The following is a 24,395-nucleotide window of genomic DNA, read 5'->3' as shown; positions in this document are numbered from 1 at the left end:
TGGCAAGGGGCGGGGAAGACATGGCTGCGGACGGAATAGGCGCGATGCTGCGCCACAAGCGGGTGCTGGCAGCCAGCCTGATCGGCACGGCGGTCGAGTTTTACGACTTCTACATCTACGCCACCGCCGCCAGCCTCGTGTTCGGCCCCCTCTTCTTTCCCGCCTCCTCCCCTTCGGCGCAGCTTCTCGCCGCCTACGGCTCCCTCGCCCTCGCCTTCTTCGCGCGGCCCCTGGGCGCGGCGGTGTTCGGCCATTATGGCGACCGCATCGGCCGCAAGGCGACGCTCGTCACGTCGCTCATGCTGATGGGCGGATCGACGCTCGCCATTGGTTTTCTGCCTACCTACCAGATGATCGGCTGGTGGGCGCCTCTGATCCTCTGCATCCTGCGCTTCGGTCAGGGCTTCGGCCTTGGCGGCGAATGGGGCGGCGCGGCGCTGCTGGCGGTGGAAAACGCCCCGCCCGGATGGCGCGCCCGCTTCGGCATGTTCCCCCAGCTCGGCGCGCCAGTCGGCTTCCTCGCCGCCAACGGCCTATTCCTGATCCTAGGCATGTTCCTGACGGACAAGGATTTCTTCGCTTGGGGCTGGCGCCTGCCCTTCCTTGGCAGCGCGGTGCTGGTGTTCCTCGGCCTCTGGGTCCGCCTGAAACTCACCGAAACCCCCGAGTTCGCCGCCGCCCAAGCCGAAGCGCCGCCGCCCGCACTCCCCCTCGCGACGCTCCTCTCGAACCACTTGGGCGCAGCGATCGCGGGCACCTTCGCCGTCGTCGCCTGTTTCGCCGTCTATTATATCGCGACCGCCTTCGCCCTTGGCTATGGCACCACCACCCTCAAGATCGATCGCGAGACCTTCCTGGCGATCCAGCTCGGCGCGATCCTTTTCATGGCTCTCAGCATCATCATCGCCGGATGGTGGGCGGACAAGACCAGCCCCACCCGCGTGCTGGTCGCAGGCTGCATCGGCACCGTCCTGATGGGCATCATCTTCGGCCCCGCCATGGGCACGGGCCAACTGCTGCCGATCTTCCTGATCCTCAGCCTCGCCCTGTTCCTAATGGGCTTCGTCTATGGACCATTGGGGGCCTATCTGCCCCACCTCTTCCCGGTCCAACTGCGCTACACAGGCGCCTCCTTCTCCTTCAACCTCGGCGGCATCATCGGCGGTGCGCTCGCCCCTATCGTTGCAACATGGCTGATCCAGGTGCAGGGGGTGGCGCTCGTCGGCCTCTATATGTCAGCGGCAGCCGCGATCAGCTTGGGCGGGCTGTGGTTCACAAGCCGACAACCGGCCTAGCGCTAGGTCACCCACCAGACTTGCGCCCCGCCCGGGAACCGGTTATCCCAATCTCTGCGGACCGGGCCCCTCTGGCGCTGCTTCTCCCTAGAAGCGACGTGATGTCGGACCGCATCGGGTGACACCGGTGCAGGTTCCTTATCCTTCCCTGTCATCCGATCGAGCGAAACGCACGAAAGAGGATGGCACATATGAAGCCTTTTACCTTTATTCTCATGCTTCTGGCGCAGCGCGTCGATGACCGGCTGCGGATGGAGCAGCTGCGCTCAGCGCCTGATCCCCGCCGCATCGAAAGGCTGTTGCAGCGCAGGGAGCAGCTGAACGCCCGCCTGCGCCGGTCGATAGCGCGCCCCGCGTGGAACGGGAGCTGACGCCATGGATTTCCTATCGCTTGTCTGGCTCGGCACGCCGCTCTGGATGTGGCTGGCCTTCCTTGGCATCGTGATCGCCCTGCTGGCGCTGGACCTCGGCGTCCTGCACCGGCGCGAACGCGAGATTGGCGTGCGCGAGAGTCTTACTCTTTCCGCCTTCTACATCCTTCTCGGCCTTGGGTTCGGTGCCTGGATATGGTGGCAGATAGGCGCGACGGCGGGCCTCAACTACGTCACCGGCTTTGTGGTCGAAAAAAGCCTGGCGATGGACAATGTCTTCGTCATCGCGATGATATTCACCTATTTCGGCATACCGCGTCTCTATCAGCATCGGGTGCTCTTCTGGGGCATATTGGGCGTCATCCTGTTGCGCGCGGTGATGATCGGCTTCGGCGCGGCGGCGGTGCAGCACTGGGGTTGGCTGCTCTATTTCTTCGCCGCCTTCCTGATCGCGACCGGCATCAAGATGTGGATGACCGCAGAGAAGGACTATGACGTCGGCGCGTCGCCTGTGCTGCGCTGGGTGAAGCGCCGCATGAGGGTGACCGACACTCTGCATGGTCGGCATTTCTGGGTGAGGCAGGCCGATCCCCGGAATGGAAAGATGGCTCTGTTCTTCACGCCGCTGTTCCTGGCGCTGGTCATGATCGAATTTGTCGATGTCGTGTTCGCGGTCGATTCGGTGCCGGCGATCTTCGCGATCACCACGGACCCGTTCATCGTCTATACGTCCAACATCTTCGCGATCCTTGGCCTGCGCGCGCTGTATTTCGCTCTGGCCGCGATGGTGGAGCGTTTCCACTATCTCAAATATGCGCTCAGCCTGCTGCTGATCTTCATTGGATCGAAGATATTTGTCGCCGACGCGTTGGGCCTGGCTAAAATCCCGCCGCCGGTCTCGCTGGCCGTCACCTTCGCCATTTTGGCAGGCGGCGTGGGTTGGTCATTGTGGAAGACGCGACCAGAAAAGGCGACGCTTCCTGCCGAAGTCCAGTAGGATCTGATCGGGTCAATCGGCCCCAAAAGCAAACAGGCGGCGCCCTTTCGAGCGCCGCCTGTTCAACTTGGCGACCGTAAAGCCGCGAGGAGGATCAATCCTCGGTGCGGACGTCGCGGCGCTCGGCGATGCGAGCGCGCTTGCCGGTACGGCCACGCAGATAATAGAGCTTCGCACGACGCACGACGCCACGGCGGACGACGGTGATCGAATCGAGGTTCGGCGAGTAAAGCGGGAACACGCGCTCCACGCCTTCACCGAACGAAATCTTGCGCACGGTGAAGTTGCTGCCCATGCCCTTGTTCGAGCGGGCGATGCACACGCCTTCATAATTCTGGACGCGGCTGCGGTCACCTTCGATGACCTTCACGCCGACGCGCAGCGTGTCACCGGGGCGGAATTCCGGGATATCCTTGGCGAGAGCCGCGATGTTTTCTGCCTCGATCTGCTGGATCAAGTTCATAACTCAAGTCCTACTTTTCGCGTTGCGCACCAGAGGGCGACTGGTCCCGAACGCCGATATGACGTTCCCAAAGGTCCGGCCGCCTTAGCCGTGTATCTTCTTCCGCCCTTTGTTTCCGCCAGGCGGCGATTTTCGCATGATCCCCCGATCGCAACACTTCAGGGATCGCGCGCCCTTCCCACAGAGCGGGCCGGGTATAGTGCGGATATTCGAGAAGTCCGCTTTCGAAGCTCTCGTCATCCCCACTGGAAGCCGCGCCCATTACTCCGGGAAGCAGCCGAATGCAAGCATCGAGCAGCATCAGCGCACCCATCTCGCCGCCGGACAAAATGATGTCGCCCATGCTGATCTGCTCCACCGGCCGCGCCTCAAAAATACGCTCGTCAAAGCCCTCGAACCGCCCGCACAATATCGTCGCGCCCGGACCCGCCGCCATTTCGCGCACGCGTGTCTGGGTGATCGGCTTGCCACGCGGCGTCATGGCGATCACCGGCAGGTCCGGCCCCTGCTCCAGCGCATGATCGATAGCCAGCCCCAATATGTCGGCGCGCAGCACCATCCCCGCGCCACCGCCCGCTGGCGTGTCGTCAACGGTGCGGTGCTTGTCGGTCGCAAAATCGCGGATATGGATCGGCTCGCACGACCATTTCCCTTGCGCCAGAGCGCGCCCCGCCAGCGAAACGCCCAGCGGTCCCGGAAACATCTCCGGATAAAGCGTCAATATTTGCGTCCGAAAACTCACGCCTTGCGCTTGCGTAGCCACGCCGCGGACATGCCGCCCAGCAACGACACGGCGCCGCCTGCCATCAGGGCTATGCCGATCGCACGCAGCAAATCGGCAAAGGGCCGCTCCGGGTTCATCAAAGCAGGCAGGAGAAACATCATGGGAATAGGGATGACCAGCGCCACCGCCGCGCCAATCTTCAACGCGCGCTTCCATGGCATGGTGAACAGGCGCCACCCTGCGGCGATCATCATGAGCAGATAGAGGGCGGTAAGAATTTGGGGCATCAGCGACAGCCGATCAAACCGCAAAGGCCGCTTCGATCACGGCCCGTCCGTCCGCGATCGCGACCGCATGCATGGGCGCCATGAAGCGTTTGCCGTTGGGCCGTTCGACCTCGATGATATCGCCAGCGCCGAAATTCTCGACCGCGACGATATTGCCCAGCCCCTCACTCTCGCTCGAGAAACAGGGCAAGCCGATGAGGTCGGCATGATAATATTCGCCCTCCTCCAATGGAGGCAGGGCAGAGCGGGGAACGGTGAGTTCCGTCCCGCGCAGGGCTTCGGCCTCGCTTCGGTCATTGACCTCGGCGAAACGCGCAACCGCGCCATTGGAACCGGCGCGCACCGACTTCAATGTCAGCTTGGCGCCAGAAGCGTCGAAGCTCTTGTAGGATTTGAGCGTTTCCACGCCTTCCCCAAAGAGCTTCAGACGAACCTCGCCCGCCACCCCATGCGCGCCAATGATGACGGCGAGAGTGAGGGGTTTGTCGCCACTCATGCCTCCCCTCCCTTCCAGGGAGGGGATTGAGGGGTGGGTGCGAGCGAAGCGAGCCTGAGGCCCGCTCTACCCACCCCAACCCCTCCCTTGAAAGGGAGGGGCTTCATCATGTCAGCCTTCAGCCTGTTCTTCAGAAGCGGCTTCGGGAGCAGCTTCCTCAGCGGCAGGCGCTTCTTCGACAGCCGGAGCTTCTTCAACCGCAGGAGCGGCAGCGGCCTCAGCGGCAGCAGCCTTGGCGGCTTCAGCAGCTTCAGCGGCTTCGGCAGCCTTGGTCGCGCGATCTTCGGCGCGATCCTTGGCCTTCTGGCCCGGCTCAGCCTTCTTCGGGTTGCTGCGAGCAGCGCGTTCCTTCACGCCAGCGGCGTCCAGGAAGCGGGCAACGCGGTCGGTCGGCTGCGCGCCAGCGGCAACCCAGTGCTTCGCACGCTCAACGTCGATCACGACGCGCTTCTCGTCGCCCTTGGGCAGGACGGGGTTGTAGCTGCCGATACGCTCGATGAACTTGCCGTCACGCGGGGCGCGGCTGTCGGCCACGACGATGCGGTAATAAGGACGCTTCTTGGAACCACCGCGCGAAAGACGAATGGACGTTGCCATGCTGTTTTTGACCTTTCCGTACTAAAACTACTTGTTTCTCAATTCGTCATCCCAGCGGAAGCTGGGATCTCTCTGCCCTTGGAGAGAAGTGAGATCCCAGCTTGCGCTGGGATGACGCTCTACTTCACTTCTTCATGAAATTCTGAAAGCCCGGCGGCAGGTTGGGCATATTGCCCCCGCCGCCAAGGCCGCCCAATCCACCAAGACCGCCAAGGTCCGGCGCGCCGCCCGCGCCGCCCATCAGCTTGTCCATGCCGCCGCCGGTGAACATCTTGGCGAGGCCCTTCAATCCGCCCATCTTGCGGATTTTCTTCATCGCCGTTTCCATCTCCTGATGCATTTTCAGGAGCTTGTTGACTTCCTGCACGGTGCGGCCGGAACCCTTGGCGATGCGAATCTTGCGCTTGGCGTTGATCAGGGCGGGCTTTTCCCGCTCCTTGAGCGTCATCGACCCGATCATCGCGTCCAGATGGATCAACGTCTTGTCGCTGGCGCCACTTGCCGCCATCGCCGCCTGCGCCTTCTTGAGGCCCGGCAGCATGCCCGCGAGCGCGCCAAGGCCGCCCATGCGCCGCATCTGATTAAGCTGGCTGCGCAGGTCGTTCATGTCGAACTGACCCTTCGCCATCTTCTTGGCGAGCTTGTCCGCTTCCTCAGCGTCGATCGTCTCGGCCGCACGCTCGACCAGCGACACGACATCGCCCATGCCCAATATGCGCTGCGCCACGCGCGCGGGATGGAAAGGCTCGATCGCGTCGAGCTTTTCGCCCGTGCCCGCAAATTTGATCGGACGGCCCGTGACCGCGCGCATCGACAGCGCCGCACCGCCACGCGCATCGCCATCCATACGGGTCAGCACCACGCCGGTCAGTGGCACCTGCGCGGTAAAGCTGGTCGCGACATTCACCGCGTCCTGCCCGGTCAGCGAATCGACAACGAGCAGGATTTCCGCCGGGTTCGAGACTTCGGCCACCGCCTTCATCTCGTCCATCAGCGCCTGATCGACGTGCAGACGGCCCGCCGTGTCGAGCATCACCACGTCGAAGCCCTGAAGCTTCGCCGCCTGCAACGCGCGCTTGGCGATATCGACCGGCTGCTGGCCCGCCACGATCGGCAGGGTCGCGACATCGGTCTGCGTGCCCAGCACCGCCAGCTGCTCCTGCGCCGCCGGACGCTGGACGTCGAGCGACGCCATCAGCACCTTCTTGCGCTCTTTTTCCTTCAAGCGCTTGGCGATCTTGGCGGTGGTGGTGGTCTTGCCCGACCCCTGCAAACCAACCATCATGATGACGGCGGGCGGGCTGACATCGATCAGCAGATCGGACGTTTCGGAACCGAGCGTCTCGGTCAGCGTGTCGGAGACGATCTTGACGACCATCTGCCCCGGCGTGACCGACCGCAGCACATCGCTGCCCACCGCCCGCTCGGTCGCCTGATCGACGAACTGGCGCACCACCGGAAGCGCGACGTCGGCCTCCAGCAGCGCGATTCGCACCTCGCGCATCGCGGCGCGGACATCGTCCTCCGTCAGCGCACCGCGCCCACGCAGCTTGTCGAATACCCCGCTCAGACGATCGCTTAGCGAATCGAACATCATCACCTCATTTGGGCCGAAAAGCCCGGAAAACAGCACCACCCCGCTAAACGACAAAACCGCCGGCGGGCGAAAACTCGCCGGCCAGCGTCCATCCGGTGCTCCCTTGTGAGCGCCATGGATCTGTCAGGGTATCAGACGGCGAACCGCCCAATTGCGATGTGGCCCTTAGCGGAAAGGGGGGAGGGATGCAATGACGCGAACCACATTCTCTACCCGTCACCCCGGACTTGATCCGGGGTCCCGCTTGGTCCCGCGCAAGTAAGCGGGATCCCGGGTCAAGCCCGGGGTGACGGATGAAGGGCAACTCTGGCCTTTTCCCCCCACACCCCCTACATGCGCGACCATTATGGGCCGATTTTCCAAAATGCACGGGCTGGGCAATGACTTCGTGGTGATCGACGCGCGCGAGGGGGCGGTCGAAATGACCCCCACCCGCGCCCAAGCCATAGCCGACCGCCACGCAGGCATAGGCTGCGACCAACTCATCCTCATCGGCCAGTCCGATCGCGCGGACGTATCCATGCGCATCTTCAACAGCGACGGCAGCGAAGTCGAAGCCTGCGGCAACGCTACCCGCTGCGTGCCCCTGTTCGTCGGCCGGGACGTGCTGATCGAAACCAAGGCGGGACTGCTAGAAGCCAAGGCGATCGATGGCGGCGCAACCGTCGATATGGGCGCGCCCCGGCTGGACTGGGACGCCATCCCGCTCGCCTACGCTATGGACATGCTCACCATGCCGGTCAGCTGGGAAGACCTTCCCGCCCCCGCCGCTGTCAATGTCGGCAACCCGCATGTCGTCTTCTTCGTGGACGATCTGGACGGTGTGAACTTTGAGCGTCTTGGCCCGCTGATAGAGAGTGATCCGCTCTTCCCCGCCCGCGTCAACGTCAACTTCGCACAGATCATTGGCAACAATCATATCCGCCTCGTTGTGTGGGAACGCGGCGCCGGTCTCACCCGCGCTTGCGGGACCGGCGCCTGCGCAACAGCCGTCGCAGCCGTGCGCCGCAAGCTCGTCAGCGGCCCCACCCGCGTGACCCTGCCCGGCGGCGACCTCGTCATCGATTGGCAGCCCGGCGGCCACATCATGATGACCGGCCCCGCCACCCACGTCTTCGATGGCGAGGCCGACTGGACCCGCTTTTAGAGCATGAGCGGCCCGCAGATCATCACCCTCGGCTGCCGCCTCAACATCGCGGAAAGCGAAGCCATCCGCGAGATGGCAGGCGGGCAGGACGACTTGATCGTCGTCAACAGCTGCGCGGTAACCGCCGAAGCGGTGCGCCAAACCCGCCAAGCCATCCGCCGCGCCCGCCGCGAACGGCCAGAAGCGAGGATCATGGTCACCGGCTGCGCCGCACAGACCGAGCCGGAAACCTTTGCGCGGATGGCGGAAGTCGATGCGGTGATTGGCAACCGCGAGAAACTCGACCCCACCCACTACCCGTCATCCCAGCGGAAGCTGGGATCTCAGGCGGCAGGGCACGGCGTTGGGCATGAGACCCCAGCCTTCGCTGGGGTGACGTGTGAGGCGGAGGCGGTCGTGAACGTCTCCGACATCATGGCCGTCCGCGACACAGCGCCGCACATGGCCAGCGCCTTCGCCGAACATGCCCGCGCCTTCCTCGAAGTGCAAAATGGCTGCGACCACCGCTGCACCTTCTGCATCATACCCTATGGCCGAGGAAACAGCCGCTCCGTCCCCGCAGGCGCCGTCATCGACAAGGCGCGCGAGCTTGTGGAAGCAGGCTATCAGGAAATCGTGCTCACCGGCGTGGACGTCACCAGCTATGGCCCCGACCTCCCCGGATCACCCTCGCTTGGCCTGCTGGTCGAGCGCATCCTGAAAGCCGTGCCCTCCCTGCCGCGCCTGCGCCTCTCCTCCATCGACAGCGTCGAGATTGACGACCGCCTCTTCGACCTCATCGCCCATGAGCCGCGCATGATGCCGCACCTCCATTTGTCGCTCCAGGCTGGCGACAACATGATCCTCAAGCGTATGAAACGCCGCCACATGCGCGCCGACGCCATCCGCATAGTTGAGCTCCTGAAGGCCGCCCGCCCCGCCATCAGCATCGGCGCAGACATAATCGCCGGCTTCCCGACCGAGGACGAAGCGATGTTCGAAAACAGCCTGAAGCTGGTCGAGCAATGCGCCATCGTCCACGGCCACATCTTCCCCTACTCCCCGCGTGCGGGCACACCCGCTGCCCGCATGCCGCAGGTTGATCGCGCCACCATAAAGGCCCGCGCCGCCCGCCTCCGCTCGGCCTGCGAAGCGCAGCGCCAGCAATGGCTGCAAAGCCTCATTGGCAGCACCCAGTCTGTGCTGGTCGAGCGCAACGGTCTCAGCGGCCATGCGGAAAATTTCGCTCCGGTGCGTTTCGAAACGCCCCAGCCCCCCTCCTCCATCACGCCCGCGACCATCACGGCCCTTGAGAATGGCGTGCTGATCGCGCAATAGGCTCGGCAATGACTGAATCCGGCACCAGCTGGCGCGACCGCCTCTTCGGCGGCTTGAAGCGCACCTCCGACAAGCTCGGCGAAAACCTCACCGGCCTCTTCACCAAGGCCGCTCTGGATGACCAGACGCTCGACGAGATCGAGGAAGCGTTGATCGTCAGCGACCTCGGCCCCGCAATGGCTGCCCGCGTGCGTGATCGCTTATCCGAAGGCCGCTACAACCGCGAACTCACCGAAGATTATCTGCGCGAGATCATCGCGGAGGAGATCGAGAAGGTCCTCGCCCCGGTCGCCCGCCCGCTGGAGATCGAAGCCTTCCCTCGCCCCCAGGTGATCCTGGTCATCGGCGTCAATGGCTCCGGCAAGACCACCACCATCGCCAAGCTCGCCAATAATTTCCTGGAGCAGGATTATGGCGTGATGTTGGCGGCGGGCGACACATTCCGCGCCGCCGCGATCGGGCAATTGAAGGTTTGGGCCGACCGCCTCGGCATCCCCATCGTCGCGGGCAAGGAAGGCGGCGACGCGGCAGGCATCGTCTTCGATGCCGTGAAGCAGGCGACCGCCACCGGCATCGACGTACTGATCGTCGATACGGCAGGCCGCCTCCAGAACAAGACCGAGCTGATGGACGAGCTGGCCAAGATTCGCCGCGTCCTCGGCCGGTTGAACCCGGCCGCACCCCATGACGTTGTGCTGGTGCTGGATGCGACCACGGGACAAAATGCATTGAACCAGATCGAGGTCTTCAAGGAAGTCGCGCAGGTGACCGGCCTCGTCATGACGAAGCTGGACGGCACCGCGCGCGGCGGCGTGCTGGTCGCGGCGGCGGAGAAATATCGCCTGCCCATCCACGCGATCGGCGTCGGTGAAAAGATCGAGGATCTGCGCCCCTTCGACGCAGGCGACATGGCGCGCGCGATCGCGGGAACAGCCTATGCGCGATAAGCTCCCAACCTCCGTCATCCCAGCGAACGCTGGGATCTCGGGCCGCTACGGCCCAACCCAGCCTCATAAGATCCCAGTTGAAATGAGTCACGCGCCTCATTTCAACGCTGGGAGGACGGAAATGCACAATGACTGAAACAAAACCCACCCACGGCGGCAATCTGAGCCTTGCGCTCGACTTCGGCCCGCTGCTCGTCTTCTTCCTGAGCTACAAGGGCGCGGGCTGGATCTGGGGTCCCGGCAATCCGATTACCGCGATGACCCTCAGCACGGCCGCATTCATGGCCGCGATCGTCATCGCCGTGATCATTTCGAAGATAAAGCTCGGCCGCGTGTCGCCGATGCTGTGGTTGTCAGCGATGCTCGTCCTCTTTTTCGGCGGCCTCACCATCTATTTCCAGGATCAGAGCTTCATTCAGATCAAGCCGACGATCATCTACAGCTTCTTCGCCCTGATGCTGTTCGGCGGGCTGCTCCGCGGCAAGGCACTGCTCAAATATCTGCTGCAAGCCGCCTATGACGGCCTCACCGACGAAGGCTGGCGCAAGCTGTCGCGCAACTGGGGCTTCTTCTTTGTCGCCATGGCGATCGCCAATGAACTGATGCGCCACTCAATGACCTTCGACGCATGGCTGTCGGTGAAAGTCTGGGGCGTCACCATCGTCTCGCTGCTCTTCGCCCTCGCCAATATCCCGATGCTTACGCGCCACGGACTGACGCTAGGCAACAATATCGACAGCGAGGAAATCGGCGAAACCACCCCGCCGCAGGGGTGATGGAGAACCCTTATACTACCGTTCTCCTGCGAAGGCAGGAGCACATCATATAAAACGCAGGGCGGAGCCAGCCTCAACCAGCCCCGCCCGCGCATTCATCATCAACCGCCGTTGAAGTTCACCATGCAGTAAAGCATCGGCAACGACAGCAAGGTGTTCATGCGCGAAAACATCATCGCCGTGGTCGCAGCCTTGGCCTTCACCGCATCCTCGGCAGGCACGATGCCCAGCGCCTTTTTCTGGTTCGGCCAGATGATGAACCACACATTGAACGCCATCACCAGCGCCAGCCACATGCCCACGCCGATCAGCACGAAGCCCTGCTGAAGCGTCAGCGCTTCCACCAGATAGGCGCTGCGCCAGGCGATGGTTGCCCCGGTCAACACGGTCAGCGCCGCGCCCCAGCGGAAGAAGAACAGGGCCGAAGGCGCGATGAACTTCGACACGCCCGGCTTGAGCTCGGCCGGAACCTTGGGCATGGTCGGGATCTGGACGAAGTTGAAATAATAAAGAAGGCCGATCCACACGATGCCGAAGAACAGGTGGAGCCAGCGCAGGATCGCTTGCTCTGGAATCGTGTTCGCCGGAACCGAGAAAATCACCACAAGCGCAAACGCCAGCCCCACGGCGAGCACGAGATGCAAATTACCGAAGAATTTTGCCATTGATCCGTCCCCTATTATCCGGCCGCTATTTGTGAACGGCCTGACCGATGATTCTATGTCATCGTTACGCTGCTGTCACATGGATATTTCCATGCAGCTAAACGAAAATATCCTGTTTTCCGCAGTGCAATAAGGCTGCTACGGGGCCGGGACCCTTTCGGTGGCATACCCGTTATGCCGCCATCCATCCCAAGAACCCGAGGAGTTCCGACATGGCCTTTGTGCTGCCCAATCTGCCTTACCCCAAGGATGCCTTTGGCGACATTCTTTCGGTTGAAACCTTCGACTATCACCATGGCAAGCATCACAATGCCTATGTCGTGAAGGCGAATGAACTGGTCGTCGCAGACCCCGCCCTGCAGGGCAAGTCGCTGGTCGAGCTGATCAAGAGCAGCAAGGGCGCGCTGTTCAACCAGGTCGGACAGATCTGGAATCACACATTCTACTGGCTGTCGCTGTCGCCGGAAAAGAAGCAGCCGACCGGCACGCTGCTCGCCCTCATCAACGAAGGCTTCGGCTCGGTCGATGCCTTGATCGAAAAGCTGAAGGCCGAGGCCGTCGGCCATTTCGCCAGCGGTTGGGCCGCGCTGATCCTGAAGGACGGCAAGCTGGAAGTCACCAGCTATCATGACGCCGACACCCCTGTCGCGCATGGCCACACGCCGCTGCTGATCCTCGATGTGTGGGAACATGCCTATTATATCGACTATCGCAATCTGCGCCCCAACTATGCCGAGCGCCTGCTGAAGGACGCGATCGATTGGGATTTCGTGGCGCTGAATCTGGACGGCGAAGGCGCGAGCCGCGCCGATCAGCCGGGCTGATGCTTTTCACGCCGTCCGCCGCCCGAAAGGCGCGGCGGACGGCGCCTCCCTCGGTCAATATCCGCCGAAAAGAACGGATTATTAACGGCGCCGTGCGAAAAGCATCTTATCCTATGTTTGGAAACGGCCGATGGACCTGCAGCAATTACAAAGCCAGCATGACGCGCTTGACGTAGCCGCCGATGGATTTTTGCAGCTGATTTCCGACAACGCCACGCCCCGCCAGCTTGGCACCTTCCGCTGGCAGTTTGCCCGGCAATTAATGTCCCGTCTCGCCCTGGAAGACCATATCTTCTATCCCGCGATGCAGCGGCAGGCACATGCACCCCTGCGGGAAACAGCGGCGAAGCTGCAAGCGGAAATGGCGCCGCTGGCGCTAGACTTCACCCACTATATGTCCCGATGGAGCGATGATCGCATTGCTCGCGAATGGCCCGAATTTTGCCGCGAAAGCCGCCAGATCATCGATGCCTTGCTCAACCGGATGCGCAAGGAAGAGAAACTGCTGATGCCCCTGCTCGCCCAAGCGGGGCTTGAGCCGCCGCTCAAACAGGCTAGCTGACCCCGCCATCGGCCGGGGCAAGACCCAAGCTTCGCGCGACTTCGTCCAGATCAGCGCCCGGCCGGGCCAGCAGCCAGTCCCGCGCCTGCGCGCCATTGACCACGGTCACCGCCCCCTTGGGGCAAACACCGAGGCAATTCACCTCGATAATCCCCGCCGCCGCCTTGCGTCCTTTCTTCAGCGACAACCACTTCCGTAGCGCCTTGGCGAGCCGCTCGTCCCCATCGGGACCAAAGCCCCCATCCAGCTTCTTCGAACATTTGCGGCAGACCAAGACCGCATTCTGCCAGTTGGACCGGACCTGATCCTTCAATCCACGGTCTCCCGCGGCTTCCACGTCCGCCGTTCCTCCGCCGACCGCAGCACTTCATAGGCGGCCTGGATCGTCTGGAAACGGACGGCGGCGTCCGCGTCGCCCGGCTTCACGTCGGGGTGATATTCCTTGGCCAGACGCCGCCAGCTCTTTTTCACCGCCTCGAAATCGGCGTCGTCCTCCAGTTCCAGCGCTTTCAAAGCGTGAAGCTCGTCCCGCGACCGGCTGCCGTCACCCGGCCCGCCCCAACCATGATAGGCGCTGCCCTGATAGCCGCCAGCGTCGCGGCGCTCGGCACGCTCGCGCTGCTCCCGCTCTTCCTTGTCCAGCCCCTGAAAATAGTCCCAGTTGCGGTTATATTCGCCCGCATGATCGGAACAGAAATACCAACGTTCCGGGCTGTTGGGCGACTTGGGCGCGGGGCAGTTGCCCGGCTGGTCACAGCCATACCGGTCGCACATGCGCACCTGTTGCGCCTCACGCGATGCGCCGTAGCTGCGCCAGCGGGGAAATCCCCAGTCATTTGATCGGCTGCTTCGTGCCATCGGTCCCAATTAGGTAAGCCGCAGGCAGAACGCCACCCCGGCGGTTCATGAAATTACTGCTATCTCATCCTCCCCGCGCGAAGCGGGGGGAGGGGGACCGTTCGCAAAGCGAATGGTGGAGGGGAGCGGCGGTGCAACCGTCGCTAACGCGACGGCCCCTCCACCAGCCTCCGGCTGGTCCCCCTCCCCATCTGACGATGGGGAGGATCTTAAATGCCAGAGGGCCTATAAGCCGGGTCCTGTCCACTCCTTGCGGAGATGGGCGGCCATTCCTCTAGGAGACGGATTGCTCCGTCCCTCAAGCAACCAACCCGGGCGGTCTCAGCCGAAACTGGCCTAGCAGTCGAAGCTGCGCGCCGCCCCTATTCGGTCTTGCTCCCGGTGGGGTTTACCGTGCCGCCTTCCGTTGCCGGAGACGCGGTGCGCTCTTACCGCACCCTTTCAATTTCGCTGCGCCGAAGCGTTAGCGACCTGCTTTCTGTTGCACTGTCCCTTGGATCACTCCAGCCGGCCGTTAGCCGGCACCGTCATTTCGTGGAGCCCGGACTTTCCTCGCCGTGGAAGTTACCCGCCACGCCGCGGCCGCCCGGCCCTCTGGCACGGCGCGCTATACACGCACTGCGCGCGCCCGTCATCCCCGCTTATTCATCGCCCCTCGGCTTTGGCAGCAACAAGGCGAGCAGGATCGCACGGCATTCGCCATCGATCACCCCGTCGATCAATTCCGGCCGGAAGCGCCGCTGGAACGCGACCACCGCCGCATCGGGCTCGGCAATGTCATAGCCAAAGCGCTCCAGCGCCAGCAGGAAAGCACTGTCCGACCAAAGCGGGTCCATCAGATTGCGGGTGGGACGCGGCAGCGCCAGACGCAGCCGGGACAGTCGCCACCAGGGGAAAAGCTCGCCCGGGTCCTGCTTGCGCGCCGGGGCGACGTCGCTATGCCCGACGATATTGCCACGCGTGATGCCGTGACGTTGCACAATGTCATGCATCAGCGGAATGAGTGCCTCAATCTGCGCCTCGGCAAAGGGCCGATAACCCCATTCATGGCCAGGATTGACGATTTCGATCCCGATACTCGCCGAATTGACGTCATCCGTGCCGCGCCAGTGGGACCGGCCCGCATGCCAGGCCCGTCTGGCTTCATCGACCATGCGGACGATCTTCCCCTCCTCGGTCACCACATAATGGGCGGAAACCTTGGATTCCGGGCTGGCCATCCAGTTGATCGCGCTCTGGGCGTCCGGCATGCCGGTATAATGCAGCACCAGCATGGATATGGGCAGCTTGCGGTCGTCAAAATTGGGCGACGGCGTTTCGATCATTGGAATGTCGCTCATCGGAAACCCGTAACCATCATCTGTCCTCGCCCCGCCGCATCAGGACGGGCAACTGCCGCAGACAATGACCGAGAGCGATAGGCCGATCAAGCGCAAGCACTTCCCTTTGACCCCGCGTCAGGGACAGGATGTGCGCAAAAACCTGGTCAGATGGCGCGGCGAAGCGCCTCGTCGCTCTTCCGCGCCGTTTCCAGCCGCCGCGCATATCCGCCGCGAAATTCAGGATGGGGCATGAAATCCTCGCTATGGCCGATCACGGTCTCGCCCGCTCCCAGCAACAACACCGACTTTTCCTGGCTGTGCCGCTTCAGAAGGCGGAATACCTCCTGCCGCCGTTCCGGCGTGAAATAAAGCAGCACATTGCGGCAAAGAAGCAGATCATATTCACCCGATGGGGCCTTCGGATCGAACAGATTGTCCGTCCGGAAATCGATCATCCGGCGCAGTTCTGGACTGGCGCGCCAATTGTCTCCAGCGGGTTCGAACCATTTGATCAGGTCGCCAACGGCAAGACCGCGCTGAACGTCCATCTGCGAAAAGACGCCGCTGCGCGCCTGATCTATGGCGGCGGTCGAAATGTCCGTCGCCAGTATTTCGATGCGCCAGCCACGCCAGCGCGCGATGTCGTTGCGCAATTGAATCGCGAGGGAATAGACTTCCTGACCCGTGGAACAGCCCGCACTCCAGATCCGCAGCACCCGGTCGCGCCGATCCGCATAAAAGGACGGCAGGATATGCCGGTGGATCATGTCGAAGATCTGGAGATCGCGGAAAAAGCTGCTTTCGTTGTTGAGCAGCGCGTTGATCACCTCATCTTCCAGCCGCGGATCCCGATTGCCCAGCAAGCGGGCGGCCAGTTCGTCCATGTCGGCAAGGCCATGGGTGCGCATGACCGGCTTCAGCGCCGTTTCCATCCGCCATGCGCGGCTTTCCGACAATATCTGCCCGGTGCGCGCCTCCAGCAGAGCCGAAAAGATGCGGGCGGCGCCGCTCGAGGATGAATCGGTCGAAAGGGTCAATGTGTCAAACCTCTGCTCTTTCCGCGCCGCGCGACGAAATCCATGATGGCATAGGGGTCCAGCAACGCACAGCTGAGCCCAGCCGCTGTCACCGATCCCGGCATGCCCCAAACGACGCTGCTCGTTTCATTCTGCGCCACGATCCAACCGCCTGCGTCAACGATGTCATGTCCGCCGACCGTGCCGTCACGGCCCATCCCGGTCAGGACGACGCCTGCTGCGCCTGGCCCATAGGCTTCGGCCATGGTGGTGAACATCGGATCGACGCCGGGCAGGTTTCCCGCAGGCGTGCGCTGGGGATTCAGCGTGACCATCACCCGCCCATATAGCCCCCGGCGGACCTGCAAATTGGCGTCGCCGGGCGCGACATAGATGGTATCGGGCACCAGCATTTCGCCCTGCTCGCCAACCTTCACGCGCAGACTGGTCATCCGGGCAAGCTGCTGTACGAAATAGGATGTAAAGCTGACCGGCAGATGCTGGGTCAGTAGGATCGGCACGCCCAGCGGCTCGGTCATGCCGGCAAACAACTGACTCAGCGCGTGGATACCGCCTGTCGAAGCACCGATGCCGAGGCAGGCGAGCGGAGCGGTGGGCTTGCTCGCCGCCATGACGACCGGCTGCGCCTCAGCCCCCTGTGCCAGATTGGCGCCGAACAGGCGCGACAGCCGATCGATCAGCACCTGGGGAAACTGTTCGCCGAAGCAACCGCTGCCGGGCTTCGTGAAAATGTCGCTCGCTCCCAGCGCCAGTGCCTCGATCGCGGCTCCGCTGCCTTCCTCGCAATTTCCGGAAAGGATGACCACCTTGCCGCCGGGATTCGCGCGAAGAAGGGCGGGAAGCGCCGACAATCCGCTCTGCCCCGGCAACTCGATGTCCAACAGGACCAGATCGACCTCATGCGCGGCCAGATAGCCCAATGCATGTTCGGCGCTGTTGGTCTTGTGAACCACCGAAAACGCCGGATCGCTATCCAGGATACGCGCGATCATTGTCCGCACGACGACGGAATCGTCGACAACCATCGCGCGGACTTGCGGTCTGCTCTGGCTGGCCAGGATAGGCGTGACGGCGGACATTGATGGGCTTTCTGGCGACAGGAAAGAACTGGGGCGAATCAGCGAATCAACGGTTCAGATGACGCCCACGATCGACAGCTTGCTTTCAAGCGTCTCGCGATCGAACGGCTTCATCACATATTCGTCGGCGCCCGCCTCCACCGCTGCCTTGATATGACTGATGCCATTTTCAGTGGTGCAGAAGATGATCTTCGGCCGAGCGGTTACCTTCGCGGTGGAAAGCGCCTGAAGAAATTCCATTCCGCTCATGACCGGCATGTTCCAGTCCAGCAGGACCACGTCCGGCGCTGCGGCTTCGCATTGGGTCAGGGCATCCTGCCCATCCACCGCTTCACTTACCGACAAATCAAGTGATTCCAGGATATGCCGTGCAACTTTGCGGATGACTTTCGAATCATCGACTACCAGACAGTTTTTCATGAAGCGTCCCTTGGATTTTTCCCCGTGAAGGAAGATTAGCCACCAAAGCCGAGTAATTCGTAAACGAGCCAGGAATTTATGCGGCCTGTGCCAGCAGCCCGGTCTCGATGAAGCTCGCCAGCGAAACCAACAGGTGCGGATGCCCATCCTGTTCGACGATCGCCCGCGCATACGGTGCCCAGGCACTGTGCAACTGGCCACGCAGCGGCAGATCGCCTTCGGGCACCTGGCAAATATCATGCACCGCATCCACCATCAGGCCATAGCTGTGCCCACTGATGTCGGCGATGATTGCCAGGCCCCGCCGATCCGGCGGCGTGGGCGCGCCATGGATCAGGGCGGGCACGTCGATGATCGTGAGTACACGGCTGCGCAGGGCGGACAGTCCCGCGACATGCCCCAGCATGCCCGGAACCGGTGAGATGTCGGCCAGCTTGACGACCGCCTCGACCTCATTCGCCTCCACGGCGACGCGGGTGTCGGCCAATGTCGCCAGAAGGTAAAGCTGCTCCATAAATCCCTCCTTAGCGCCGGGTGCCGGTGATGGCCGCCATCAGGGCGTCCTGATCATAGCGGTAGATGCTGCCATCCTCTGGCCCCGCCGGTTTTGGTGACGCGCGCAGTTGAACGATGCGGCATCCCAATATCTCGGCCGCCTGCGTCAGGTCACGGTCAGAACAAAGAACCACGTCCGCCGGATCGACGGCCTCTTCCTGGGGCAGGCCCAGAAGGACTTCATGGCCCGCCTGACGCAGCAAGGGCGCCAATATCTCACGCGTCCAGCCATCCTCGCTGTCAGCAAGGACGCACCGTCCCCGAACCCGTCTTGCGAAGCCACTATCTGGCAGGGAGGCAAACAGCGCGAAGGGATTAAGGACCTCAAGATGTTCGCCATCGACCATGGCGACGCCGCTCAGCACGCCTTGCAGGGCGACCATGTCGGGCACGGCAGGCATTTCCACGATGTCGAGAACAGCGGCGACCGGATAGCAGGCTTCCTGATTGCCATCCCGAAGCCGCAGCGCCGAAACATGATCGGCAGTAAATTTATGCGCGCCGTTGGCCACCGGCACCAGCCGTCCATCCAGCCGCACAAAGGCATGAGCGCCCGAACGACCAAAGAGCGACGCGTCAACGTCCTCCACCCGCTCAACCAGCGACAGCTTGATCAGCCGTCGTTCGCCCGACAGCTCCTCAAAACGCAGGGCCGACACCATCTCGACCCGGACAGCGCCATCGTCATTGTCATCCGCCTGATCATTGGCCCGTTCATCCGCAACATTCGGCAGGCGCGCGGCATTGGCGAGGCCCGCCGCGTCGAGCAGCAGCATCGGCTTGCCATTGTCGGGCAGCGTCATGCCCGCATAGACGCCGGTCGCCATGACCAGCGGAGACGCGGGACGAATAACCAGTTCCTCATGGTTATCGACAGCGGCGACACCCAGGGCGAAGGGAACGCCGGTCGCGGATCGCACCACCATGATTGCGCGCGGACCCGGCTGAGCGGACTTCTCCATTCCCAGAACATCTTCCAGATCGATCATCGAATGACGCACCGAACGGATCGTCGCGATCTTCGCGCCACCGACTTCGGCGACGTGCAGCGTCTCGTTATTATCGTGCAGTATCTCGACCACCGCCGCGCGCGGAATGGCGAAGTGCAGCCCCCCAGACCGAATGATGAGGCCCGGAATGATCGTCAGCGTCAACGGAACGCGCAGCACGATCCGCAATCCCCGCCCCAGCTCATTGTGCAGCGCGATGACGCCGCCGATACGCTCCACATTGGCGCGCACCACATCCATTCCGACCCCCCGGCCCGATATCGCGGTTACGTGGCTGGCGGTCGACAGCCCGGCCTGGAAGATCAGCTCCAGCTTTTCAGCCTCGCTCATTCTGGCGGCGGCATCGCGGGTCAGCTTGCCTGCTGAGACTGCCTTTTCCACCAGTCGCCCGGTGTCGATACCCTGCCCGTCGTCGCTGACCTCGATCACGATCTGATTGCCCGACTGGCGTGCCTGCAACTTCAGCGTCCCGGCTTCGGGCTTGCCCAGCGCCTGGCGCCGCTCGGGCGTTTCGATGCCATGGTCGATGCTGTTGCGCACGATATGGGTCAGTGGATCGACCACCATCTCCACCATCTCGCGGTCCATTTCGACGTCGCCGCCCTCAAGGACCAGGTCGATCCTCTTGCCCAGTTCGCGGCCCAGATCACGCACCATGCGCGGAATGGCGGTAAACAGCCGCTCCACGCGCTGCATCCGTGTCTTGGAAATGGCGTCCCGCATGTCGGCAACGCATGTGGAAAGCCGTTCGAAGCTGCTTTCCAGCTCAGGGTCGCTCGACCGTTCGCGCAGCTTGCGGGACAGTTCGTTGCGCGCCAGCACCATGTCCGACACGCCGTTCATCAACTGATCGATCAGCGATAGCGGCAACCGGATGGTCCGTGGCACCGCCTGCGCGCCACCCTGACGCACGGCCTCGATCGCGGGAGCAACGTCCGCCGCCGCCGCCGGTCCTTCCTCGCGTGCGGCGAGAGCGCCAATCAGATAGTCGTCATTTTCATCCGGCAGCGCAGCGCCGATCGCCACCGCCTCGGCAAGTTCGGCGATCCGGTCCATAATGCCCAGCACGGCGCTCACCGTCGCCGGATCGGCGGTACGGTTTCCAGCGCGGATTTCCGACAGCACGTCCTCGGCCGCATGGCTCAGCCGTTCAAAACGCGGCAGGTTGAGGAAGCCGCAGCTGCCCTTTACCGTATGGAAGAAGCGGAAAATGGCGTCCAGCCGGTCGCGATCGCTGGGATCGGCCTCCCAGGCAACGACCTCGCCCGCCAGGGCTTCCAGCGTTTCCTGTGTCTCGGCAATGAATTCCTGAAGTAGTTCGTCCATTCCCTTGGCCTTCACGGATGCGCGCGACGGCACCATGGAGAAGGCGTGGTTAAAGGCTCGTTAAAGACGTTGAACAGCAAACAAAAAGGGCGCCGCGATCATCATCGCGACGCCCTTTCCGGCTTGGGAAAGCGAAAGCTTAGCGCTCCGTCTTCTCTTCGACGGCATCGGCAGCGCGTTCACCCGCTTCGCGAGTGGCCTCGGCCTTGTTCTCCAAAGCGTCGGCGGCGTTCTCAGCGGCTCTCTCGGCATTGCCGGACAGGTTATCGGCCATCGCTTCCATGTTGCTGGCCTGGTTGTCGATGGCGTCCGCCTGATTCTCGTATGCGTTCTCGACCTTGTTTTCCTGCTTGGAATCGCACGCAGCAAGCGCGATCAAGCTGGCAAGGCCGAGGACTGAGACGATGGTTTTCACGGCGTGTTCTCCTGTTGCGCCCCCCTGGGGCTGACGTCATTCGGCAAGAATTCCGGCCGCGCAAAGCACCCAGAACTCTGACCGCGATCAACTGGTCGCACGGCAGATGGTTCCCGCCGCAGGCTCCTTTCGTCGCAGAAACGAATTATTTTTTGAGGTTATCGCGAATTTCACGGAGCAGCAGCACCTCCTCCGGGGTTGCAGCAGGCGCCTCATCGGGCTTGGGCATCAGCCTGTTCACTGCCCTCACCAGCAGGAAGATGATGAAGGCGAGGATGAGGAAATTGACCAGCACGGTCAGGAATTCGCCCCACCCCAACATGGCGACCCCTGCGCCCTTGAGGTCGGCATAGCTTTCCGGATTGCCCTTGAACCCGGCCGGTATGTCGCCGAGCCGGATGAAATAGCGGGAAAAGTCCGCCCCACCGAACAGATAGCCCACCACCGGCATGATCAGGTCATCGGTCAAGGACTTGGTGATGGTGGCGAAGGCGCCGCCAATGATGACGCCCACAGCCAGGTCGATCACGCTGCCCCGGTTGATGAATGTCTTGAATTCGGAAATCAGTCCCATGTGAGAACCCCTTGCACTGATTGCGTGTTTAACAGGATGAGCCGTTGCACCCGCTTCGACAACCACCTATTTCCGACATCGTAACAATGCCGAGGATGTTCCATGACGATCCTGCGCCGATTTTCCCCTGCTTTCCTCCTGCCTTTGCTGACCGCCTTTGCGCTGTCCGCCTGCGGCATCAACAGCGTCCCCACTGCGGAGGAAGCGGCCAAAGCCAAATGGGCCGACGTTCAGGCGCAATATCAGCGCCGCTCCAACCTGATCGGCAATCTGGTCGCCACCGTGAAGGCGGCCGGCAAGCAGGAACAGGACACGCTGGTGAAGGTCACGGAGGCGCGCGCCAAGGCGACATCGGTACAGGTCAACGCCGAGGATCTCTCCGACCCCGCCAAGGTCCAACAATTCCAGCAAGCGCAGGCGCAACTGAGCCAGGGCCTCGGGCGGCTTCTTGCATCGGTGGAGGCTTACCCCGACCTCAAGACCAACCAGAATTTCCTCGACCTCCAGTCACAGCTGGAAGGTACCGAGAACCGCATCGCCGTCGCCATTCGGGACTATAATGAAGCAGTGCGCGCCTATAATACGCGCATCCGCACCTTCCCTGACGCGATCGGTGCCAAGATCATCTATGGCGCCAAGCCGATGACCCCCTTCCAGGCAACCACGCCGGGAGCCGAAGAAGCGCCCAAGGTCGACTTCAGCAAGTAAGCGCCAGCGATGCTCCGCCGCCTGCTCCTGATCTTCGCGCTCCTGTCAGCGATGCTTGGCATGGCTCCGTCCGCCGGAGCCCAGAGCTTTCCGAAGTTCGACGACAAGGGCGTGGTGGATGCCGCGAACATCCTCGACCCCGCGCAGGAACAGGCGCTCAGCCAGAAGCTGATCGCGCAGAAGCAGGCGAGCGGGCGGTCGCTGGTGGTAGCCACCATTCCAGACCTGCAAGGCTATGACATATCGGACTATGGCTACCGCCTCGGCCGCGCCTGGGGGATTGGCGACAAGAATAACCAGGGCGTTTTGCTGATCATCGCACCCAATGAACGCAAGGTGCGGATCGAGGTCGGCTATGGCGTCGAAGGCATACTGACGGACGCGCTGTCGTCGCAGATTATCCGCAACGCGATCACGCCCCGCTTCAAGGCTGGCGACATGGCGGGCGGGATCGACGCGGGCGTCGATCAGATCACGTCGCTGCTCGCCCTGCCCCCGGACCAGGCGCGAGCACGTGCCGTGCAGGCGGAGGCCGAAGCCCGCCAGCAGGATAGCGGAGGCGGCGGCATCCTCGGCTTCTGGATCATCATGTTCTTTATCTTCTTCGTCCTGCTGCCACTGCTGTCACGAGCGCGCGGCGGCAAGCGCTATCGCCGTGGTGGCGGCGCGCCTGTCATTATCTGGGGTCCCGGCATGGGCTCTGGATGGGGCTCTGGCGGCGGGGGCGGATCAAGCTGGGGCGGTGGCGGAGGCGGCTTTTCAGGTGGCGGCAGTTTCGGCGGCGGCGGCGCCTCGGGGGGCTGGTGATGCAAGTCCTTCTCAATCAGGCCGACCACGACGTTGTCACCACCGCCGTCAAGGAAGCAGAGGCACAAACATCCGGCGAGATCGTGACGATCGTCACGCGCCGTTCCGACAGCTATCATGACGTCGGCCTCAGCTGGGCGGTGGTGGCCATATTCCTCGCTTTGTCTTCCATGGCCGCGTTCCCGGCGCAGCTGCGCGCCTTTCTGTCCACTCTGCTGCTGGATTGGGAACATGAGCTTGCCGACTGGAAGCTCATCCTAAGCCTGACCGGCCTTCTCATCCTGACGTTTCTCGTGGTCCGCTATCTGCTCGCCATCATGCCGCTGCGGATGCTGATGACGCCGCGCGCTACCAAGGCCCGCCGGGTGCGCCGCCGCGCGATCCTTCTCTTCCGCACCGCCGCCGAAGCACGCACGCGCGGCCGCACAGGCGTCCTTATCTACCTGTCGCTTGACGAGCATCGAGCCGAGATCGTCGCCGACCGCGCCATCAACGAAAAAGTCGCGCCCGAAGCATGGGGTGATGCCATGGCGACGCTAATCGATGCGATCCGGGCGGGCCAGCCCGGACAGGGCCTGGCACAGGCCGTGCGTCAGGTCGGCGCCGTCCTCGCGATTCATTTCCCGCGCGAGCATAATGACATCAACGAATTGCCAGACAGGCTGATCGAATTATGAGTGAGCAGGATATGGCCGCCCCGGAAGAAATCATGTGGGCTGGCCGCTTCATCACCGCCAAACGTCGCGGCAGGTGGGAATATGTCGGCCGGGCGCGCGGCATCCATGCTGCCGTCATCCTCGCCATCGACGAGGATGCGGACGGGCGGCGGCATGTGCTGCTCGTCGACCAATTCCGGGTGCCGCTTGGCCGCCGCTGCATCGAACTGCCCGCCGGCCTCGTCGGCGACGATGAGGAGGGCGAGGCATCCGAACGCGCGGCCATCCGCGAACTGGAAGAGGAAACCGGATACCGCGCAGGTCACATGGAGGCCGCTGGCGACTTCTACAGTTCGCCCGGCATGGTATCGGAAAGCTTCTGCCTTTTCCGCGCCCATGATCTGCAAAAGACGGGCGATGGTGGAGGCGTGGACGGGGAAGATATCCGCGTCCACCGCGTTCCACTGGATCAATTGGCGGCGCAGATCGCCGTCTGGCGGGCCGAAGGTTTTGCCATCGACGTCAAACTGCTGCTGCTCCTCGGTGCCGAGCTGAGCCGCTAA

General features: G+C 62.8%; 30 protein-coding genes and 1 other RNA gene. 13 read left to right on the top strand and 18 right to left on the bottom strand.

Annotated elements, in window-relative coordinates:
- Nucleotides 1–20: 20 nt before the first annotated feature.
- From ACYU81_RS10145 to ACYU81_RS10135, 3 genes are all read left to right on the top strand, one after another.
- Nucleotides 21–1,295, top strand: a complete 1,275-nt coding sequence (locus tag ACYU81_RS10145) for an MFS transporter (RefSeq protein WP_460987524.1) — start codon at nucleotides 21–23, stop codon at nucleotides 1,293–1,295.
- Nucleotides 1,296–1,486: 191 nt separating this feature from the next.
- Nucleotides 1,487–1,666, top strand: coding sequence for a hypothetical protein (locus ACYU81_RS10140; RefSeq protein ID WP_460987523.1), 180 nt, complete (start codon nucleotides 1,487–1,489; stop codon nucleotides 1,664–1,666).
- Nucleotides 1,667–1,670: 4 nt separating this feature from the next.
- Nucleotides 1,671–2,663 (top strand): TerC family protein, encoded by a 993-nt coding sequence (locus ACYU81_RS10135; RefSeq protein WP_460987522.1) that lies wholly within the window; start codon nucleotides 1,671–1,673, stop codon nucleotides 2,661–2,663.
- 94 nt (nucleotides 2,664–2,757) lie between these two features.
- On the opposite strand, the gene rplS is transcribed toward ACYU81_RS10135, so the two are convergent.
- From rplS to ffh, 6 genes are all read right to left on the bottom strand, one after another.
- Complete coding sequence (rplS, locus tag ACYU81_RS10130; RefSeq protein WP_449471260.1) at nucleotides 2,758–3,126, bottom strand: 50S ribosomal protein L19; 369 nt, start codon at nucleotides 3,124–3,126, stop codon at nucleotides 2,758–2,760.
- A gap of 10 nt (nucleotides 3,127–3,136) precedes the next feature.
- Nucleotides 3,137–3,868 carry a tRNA (guanosine(37)-N1)-methyltransferase TrmD gene (trmD, locus tag ACYU81_RS10125; RefSeq protein WP_460987521.1) on the bottom strand — a complete coding sequence of 244 codons (732 nt, stop codon included), beginning with the start codon at nucleotides 3,866–3,868 and terminating at the stop codon, nucleotides 3,137–3,139.
- Nucleotides 3,865–4,137 (bottom strand): hypothetical protein, encoded by a 273-nt coding sequence (locus ACYU81_RS10120; RefSeq protein ID WP_460987520.1) that lies wholly within the window; start codon nucleotides 4,135–4,137, stop codon nucleotides 3,865–3,867. Before ACYU81_RS10120 ends, trmD begins: the two co-directional genes overlap by 4 nt.
- 13 nt (nucleotides 4,138–4,150) lie before the next feature.
- Nucleotides 4,151–4,633: a ribosome maturation factor RimM gene (gene rimM / locus ACYU81_RS10115; RefSeq protein WP_460987519.1), complete on the bottom strand. Its 483-nt coding sequence runs from the start codon at nucleotides 4,631–4,633 to the stop codon at nucleotides 4,151–4,153.
- Nucleotides 4,634–4,744: 111 nt separating this feature from the next.
- Entirely contained in the window at nucleotides 4,745–5,230 is a 486-nt protein-coding gene (rpsP, locus tag ACYU81_RS10110; RefSeq protein WP_449471253.1) for a 30S ribosomal protein S16, read from the bottom strand.
- Nucleotides 5,231–5,354: 124 nt separating this feature from the next.
- Nucleotides 5,355–6,827, bottom strand: coding sequence for a signal recognition particle protein (ffh, locus tag ACYU81_RS10105; protein WP_460988164.1), 1,473 nt, complete (start codon nucleotides 6,825–6,827; stop codon nucleotides 5,355–5,357).
- 343 nt (nucleotides 6,828–7,170) lie between these two features.
- Here ffh and dapF point away from each other — a divergent pair, with 343 nt between their 5' ends.
- From dapF to ispZ, 4 genes are all read left to right on the top strand, one after another.
- Complete coding sequence (gene dapF, locus ACYU81_RS10100) at nucleotides 7,171–7,974, top strand: diaminopimelate epimerase (protein WP_460988163.1); 804 nt, start codon at nucleotides 7,171–7,173, stop codon at nucleotides 7,972–7,974.
- Nucleotides 7,975–7,977: 3 nt separating this feature from the next.
- On the top strand, nucleotides 7,978–9,291 hold the full coding sequence (gene mtaB, locus ACYU81_RS10095; RefSeq protein ID WP_460987518.1) for a tRNA (N(6)-L-threonylcarbamoyladenosine(37)-C(2))-methylthiotransferase MtaB: 1,314 nt from the start codon (nucleotides 7,978–7,980) through the stop codon (nucleotides 9,289–9,291).
- An 8-nt stretch (nucleotides 9,292–9,299) separates the two neighbouring features.
- On the top strand, nucleotides 9,300–10,238 hold the full coding sequence (ftsY, locus tag ACYU81_RS10090; protein WP_460987517.1) for a signal recognition particle-docking protein FtsY: 939 nt from the start codon (nucleotides 9,300–9,302) through the stop codon (nucleotides 10,236–10,238).
- Nucleotides 10,239–10,366: 128 nt separating this feature from the next.
- Nucleotides 10,367–11,014: a septation protein IspZ gene (gene ispZ, locus ACYU81_RS10085; protein WP_460987516.1), complete on the top strand. Its 648-nt coding sequence runs from the start codon at nucleotides 10,367–10,369 to the stop codon at nucleotides 11,012–11,014.
- Between the two features lie 101 nt (nucleotides 11,015–11,115).
- On the opposite strand, the gene ACYU81_RS10080 is transcribed toward ispZ, so the two are convergent.
- Complete coding sequence (locus ACYU81_RS10080) at nucleotides 11,116–11,679, bottom strand: urate hydroxylase PuuD (protein ID WP_460987515.1); 564 nt, start codon at nucleotides 11,677–11,679, stop codon at nucleotides 11,116–11,118.
- Nucleotides 11,680–11,891: 212 nt separating this feature from the next.
- On the opposite strand from ACYU81_RS10080, the gene ACYU81_RS10075 reads away from it, so the two are divergent.
- Together ACYU81_RS10075 and ACYU81_RS10070 are read left to right on the top strand one after the other, a co-directional pair.
- The gene (locus tag ACYU81_RS10075) at nucleotides 11,892–12,503 is read left to right on the top strand and encodes a superoxide dismutase (RefSeq protein ID WP_460987514.1); all 612 of its coding nucleotides are present in this window, start codon (nucleotides 11,892–11,894) and stop codon (nucleotides 12,501–12,503) included.
- A 130-nt stretch (nucleotides 12,504–12,633) separates the two neighbouring features.
- The gene (locus ACYU81_RS10070) at nucleotides 12,634–13,065 is read left to right on the top strand and encodes a hemerythrin domain-containing protein (RefSeq protein WP_460987513.1); all 432 of its coding nucleotides are present in this window, start codon (nucleotides 12,634–12,636) and stop codon (nucleotides 13,063–13,065) included.
- On the opposite strand, the gene ACYU81_RS10065 is transcribed toward ACYU81_RS10070, so the two are convergent.
- From ACYU81_RS10065 to mscL, 11 genes are all read right to left on the bottom strand, one after another.
- Complete coding sequence (locus ACYU81_RS10065; RefSeq protein ID WP_460987512.1) at nucleotides 13,058–13,402, bottom strand: (2Fe-2S) ferredoxin domain-containing protein; 345 nt, start codon at nucleotides 13,400–13,402, stop codon at nucleotides 13,058–13,060. The two genes, ACYU81_RS10070 and ACYU81_RS10065, sit on opposite strands and share 8 nt — an antisense overlap.
- The gene (locus ACYU81_RS10060; protein WP_460987511.1) at nucleotides 13,375–13,923 is read right to left on the bottom strand and encodes a J domain-containing protein; all 549 of its coding nucleotides are present in this window, start codon (nucleotides 13,921–13,923) and stop codon (nucleotides 13,375–13,377) included. Before ACYU81_RS10060 ends, ACYU81_RS10065 begins: the two co-directional genes overlap by 28 nt.
- Nucleotides 13,924–14,135: 212 nt before the next feature.
- An RNA gene (gene rnpB / locus ACYU81_RS10055) (RNase P RNA component class A) lies at nucleotides 14,136–14,521 on the bottom strand.
- Nucleotides 14,522–14,564: 43 nt separating this feature from the next.
- Nucleotides 14,565–15,263: an N-acetylmuramoyl-L-alanine amidase gene (locus ACYU81_RS10050; protein WP_460987510.1), complete on the bottom strand. Its 699-nt coding sequence runs from the start codon at nucleotides 15,261–15,263 to the stop codon at nucleotides 14,565–14,567.
- 146 nt (nucleotides 15,264–15,409) lie between these two features.
- Nucleotides 15,410–16,282 carry a CheR family methyltransferase gene (locus ACYU81_RS10045; protein WP_460987509.1) on the bottom strand — a complete coding sequence of 291 codons (873 nt, stop codon included), beginning with the start codon at nucleotides 16,280–16,282 and terminating at the stop codon, nucleotides 15,410–15,412.
- Nucleotides 16,279–17,361 (bottom strand): chemotaxis protein CheB, encoded by a 1,083-nt coding sequence (locus tag ACYU81_RS10040; protein WP_460987508.1) that lies wholly within the window; start codon nucleotides 17,359–17,361, stop codon nucleotides 16,279–16,281. Before ACYU81_RS10040 ends, ACYU81_RS10045 begins: the two co-directional genes overlap by 4 nt.
- Nucleotides 17,362–17,415: 54 nt before the next feature.
- Nucleotides 17,416–17,781, bottom strand: coding sequence for a response regulator (locus tag ACYU81_RS10035; protein ID WP_196225378.1), 366 nt, complete (start codon nucleotides 17,779–17,781; stop codon nucleotides 17,416–17,418).
- 76 nt (nucleotides 17,782–17,857) lie between these two features.
- Complete coding sequence (locus ACYU81_RS10030; protein WP_460987507.1) at nucleotides 17,858–18,295, bottom strand: chemotaxis protein CheW; 438 nt, start codon at nucleotides 18,293–18,295, stop codon at nucleotides 17,858–17,860.
- A gap of 10 nt (nucleotides 18,296–18,305) precedes the next feature.
- Nucleotides 18,306–20,672, bottom strand: a complete 2,367-nt coding sequence (locus tag ACYU81_RS10025; RefSeq protein ID WP_460987506.1) for a chemotaxis protein CheA — start codon at nucleotides 20,670–20,672, stop codon at nucleotides 18,306–18,308.
- Between the two features lie 139 nt (nucleotides 20,673–20,811).
- A complete protein-coding gene (locus tag ACYU81_RS10020) occupies nucleotides 20,812–21,087 on the bottom strand; it encodes a hypothetical protein (RefSeq protein ID WP_449471228.1) in 276 nt (91 codons plus the stop codon).
- A 145-nt stretch (nucleotides 21,088–21,232) separates the two neighbouring features.
- Entirely contained in the window at nucleotides 21,233–21,661 is a 429-nt protein-coding gene (gene mscL / locus ACYU81_RS10015) for a large conductance mechanosensitive channel protein MscL (protein WP_196225374.1), read from the bottom strand.
- 102 nt (nucleotides 21,662–21,763) lie between these two features.
- Here mscL and ACYU81_RS10010 point away from each other — a divergent pair, with 102 nt between their 5' ends.
- The 4 genes from ACYU81_RS10010 to ACYU81_RS09995 are packed head-to-tail and all read left to right on the top strand — an operon-like array spanning nucleotide 21,764 to nucleotide 24,395.
- Nucleotides 21,764–22,369, top strand: a complete 606-nt coding sequence (locus ACYU81_RS10010; protein ID WP_449471225.1) for a LemA family protein — start codon at nucleotides 21,764–21,766, stop codon at nucleotides 22,367–22,369.
- Between the two features lie 9 nt (nucleotides 22,370–22,378).
- Nucleotides 22,379–23,176 (top strand): TPM domain-containing protein, encoded by a 798-nt coding sequence (locus tag ACYU81_RS10005; protein WP_460987505.1) that lies wholly within the window; start codon nucleotides 22,379–22,381, stop codon nucleotides 23,174–23,176.
- On the top strand, nucleotides 23,176–23,853 hold the full coding sequence (locus tag ACYU81_RS10000; protein ID WP_460987504.1) for a TPM domain-containing protein: 678 nt from the start codon (nucleotides 23,176–23,178) through the stop codon (nucleotides 23,851–23,853). Before ACYU81_RS10005 ends, ACYU81_RS10000 begins: the two co-directional genes overlap by 1 nt.
- Complete coding sequence (locus ACYU81_RS09995) at nucleotides 23,850–24,395, top strand: NUDIX hydrolase (RefSeq protein ID WP_449471220.1); 546 nt, start codon at nucleotides 23,850–23,852, stop codon at nucleotides 24,393–24,395. Before ACYU81_RS10000 ends, ACYU81_RS09995 begins: the two co-directional genes overlap by 4 nt.

The sequence above is a fragment of the Sphingobium sp. TomTYG75 genome (genome assembly GCF_054771635.1).
This window is presented reverse-complemented; position numbering and strand designations above follow the sequence as displayed.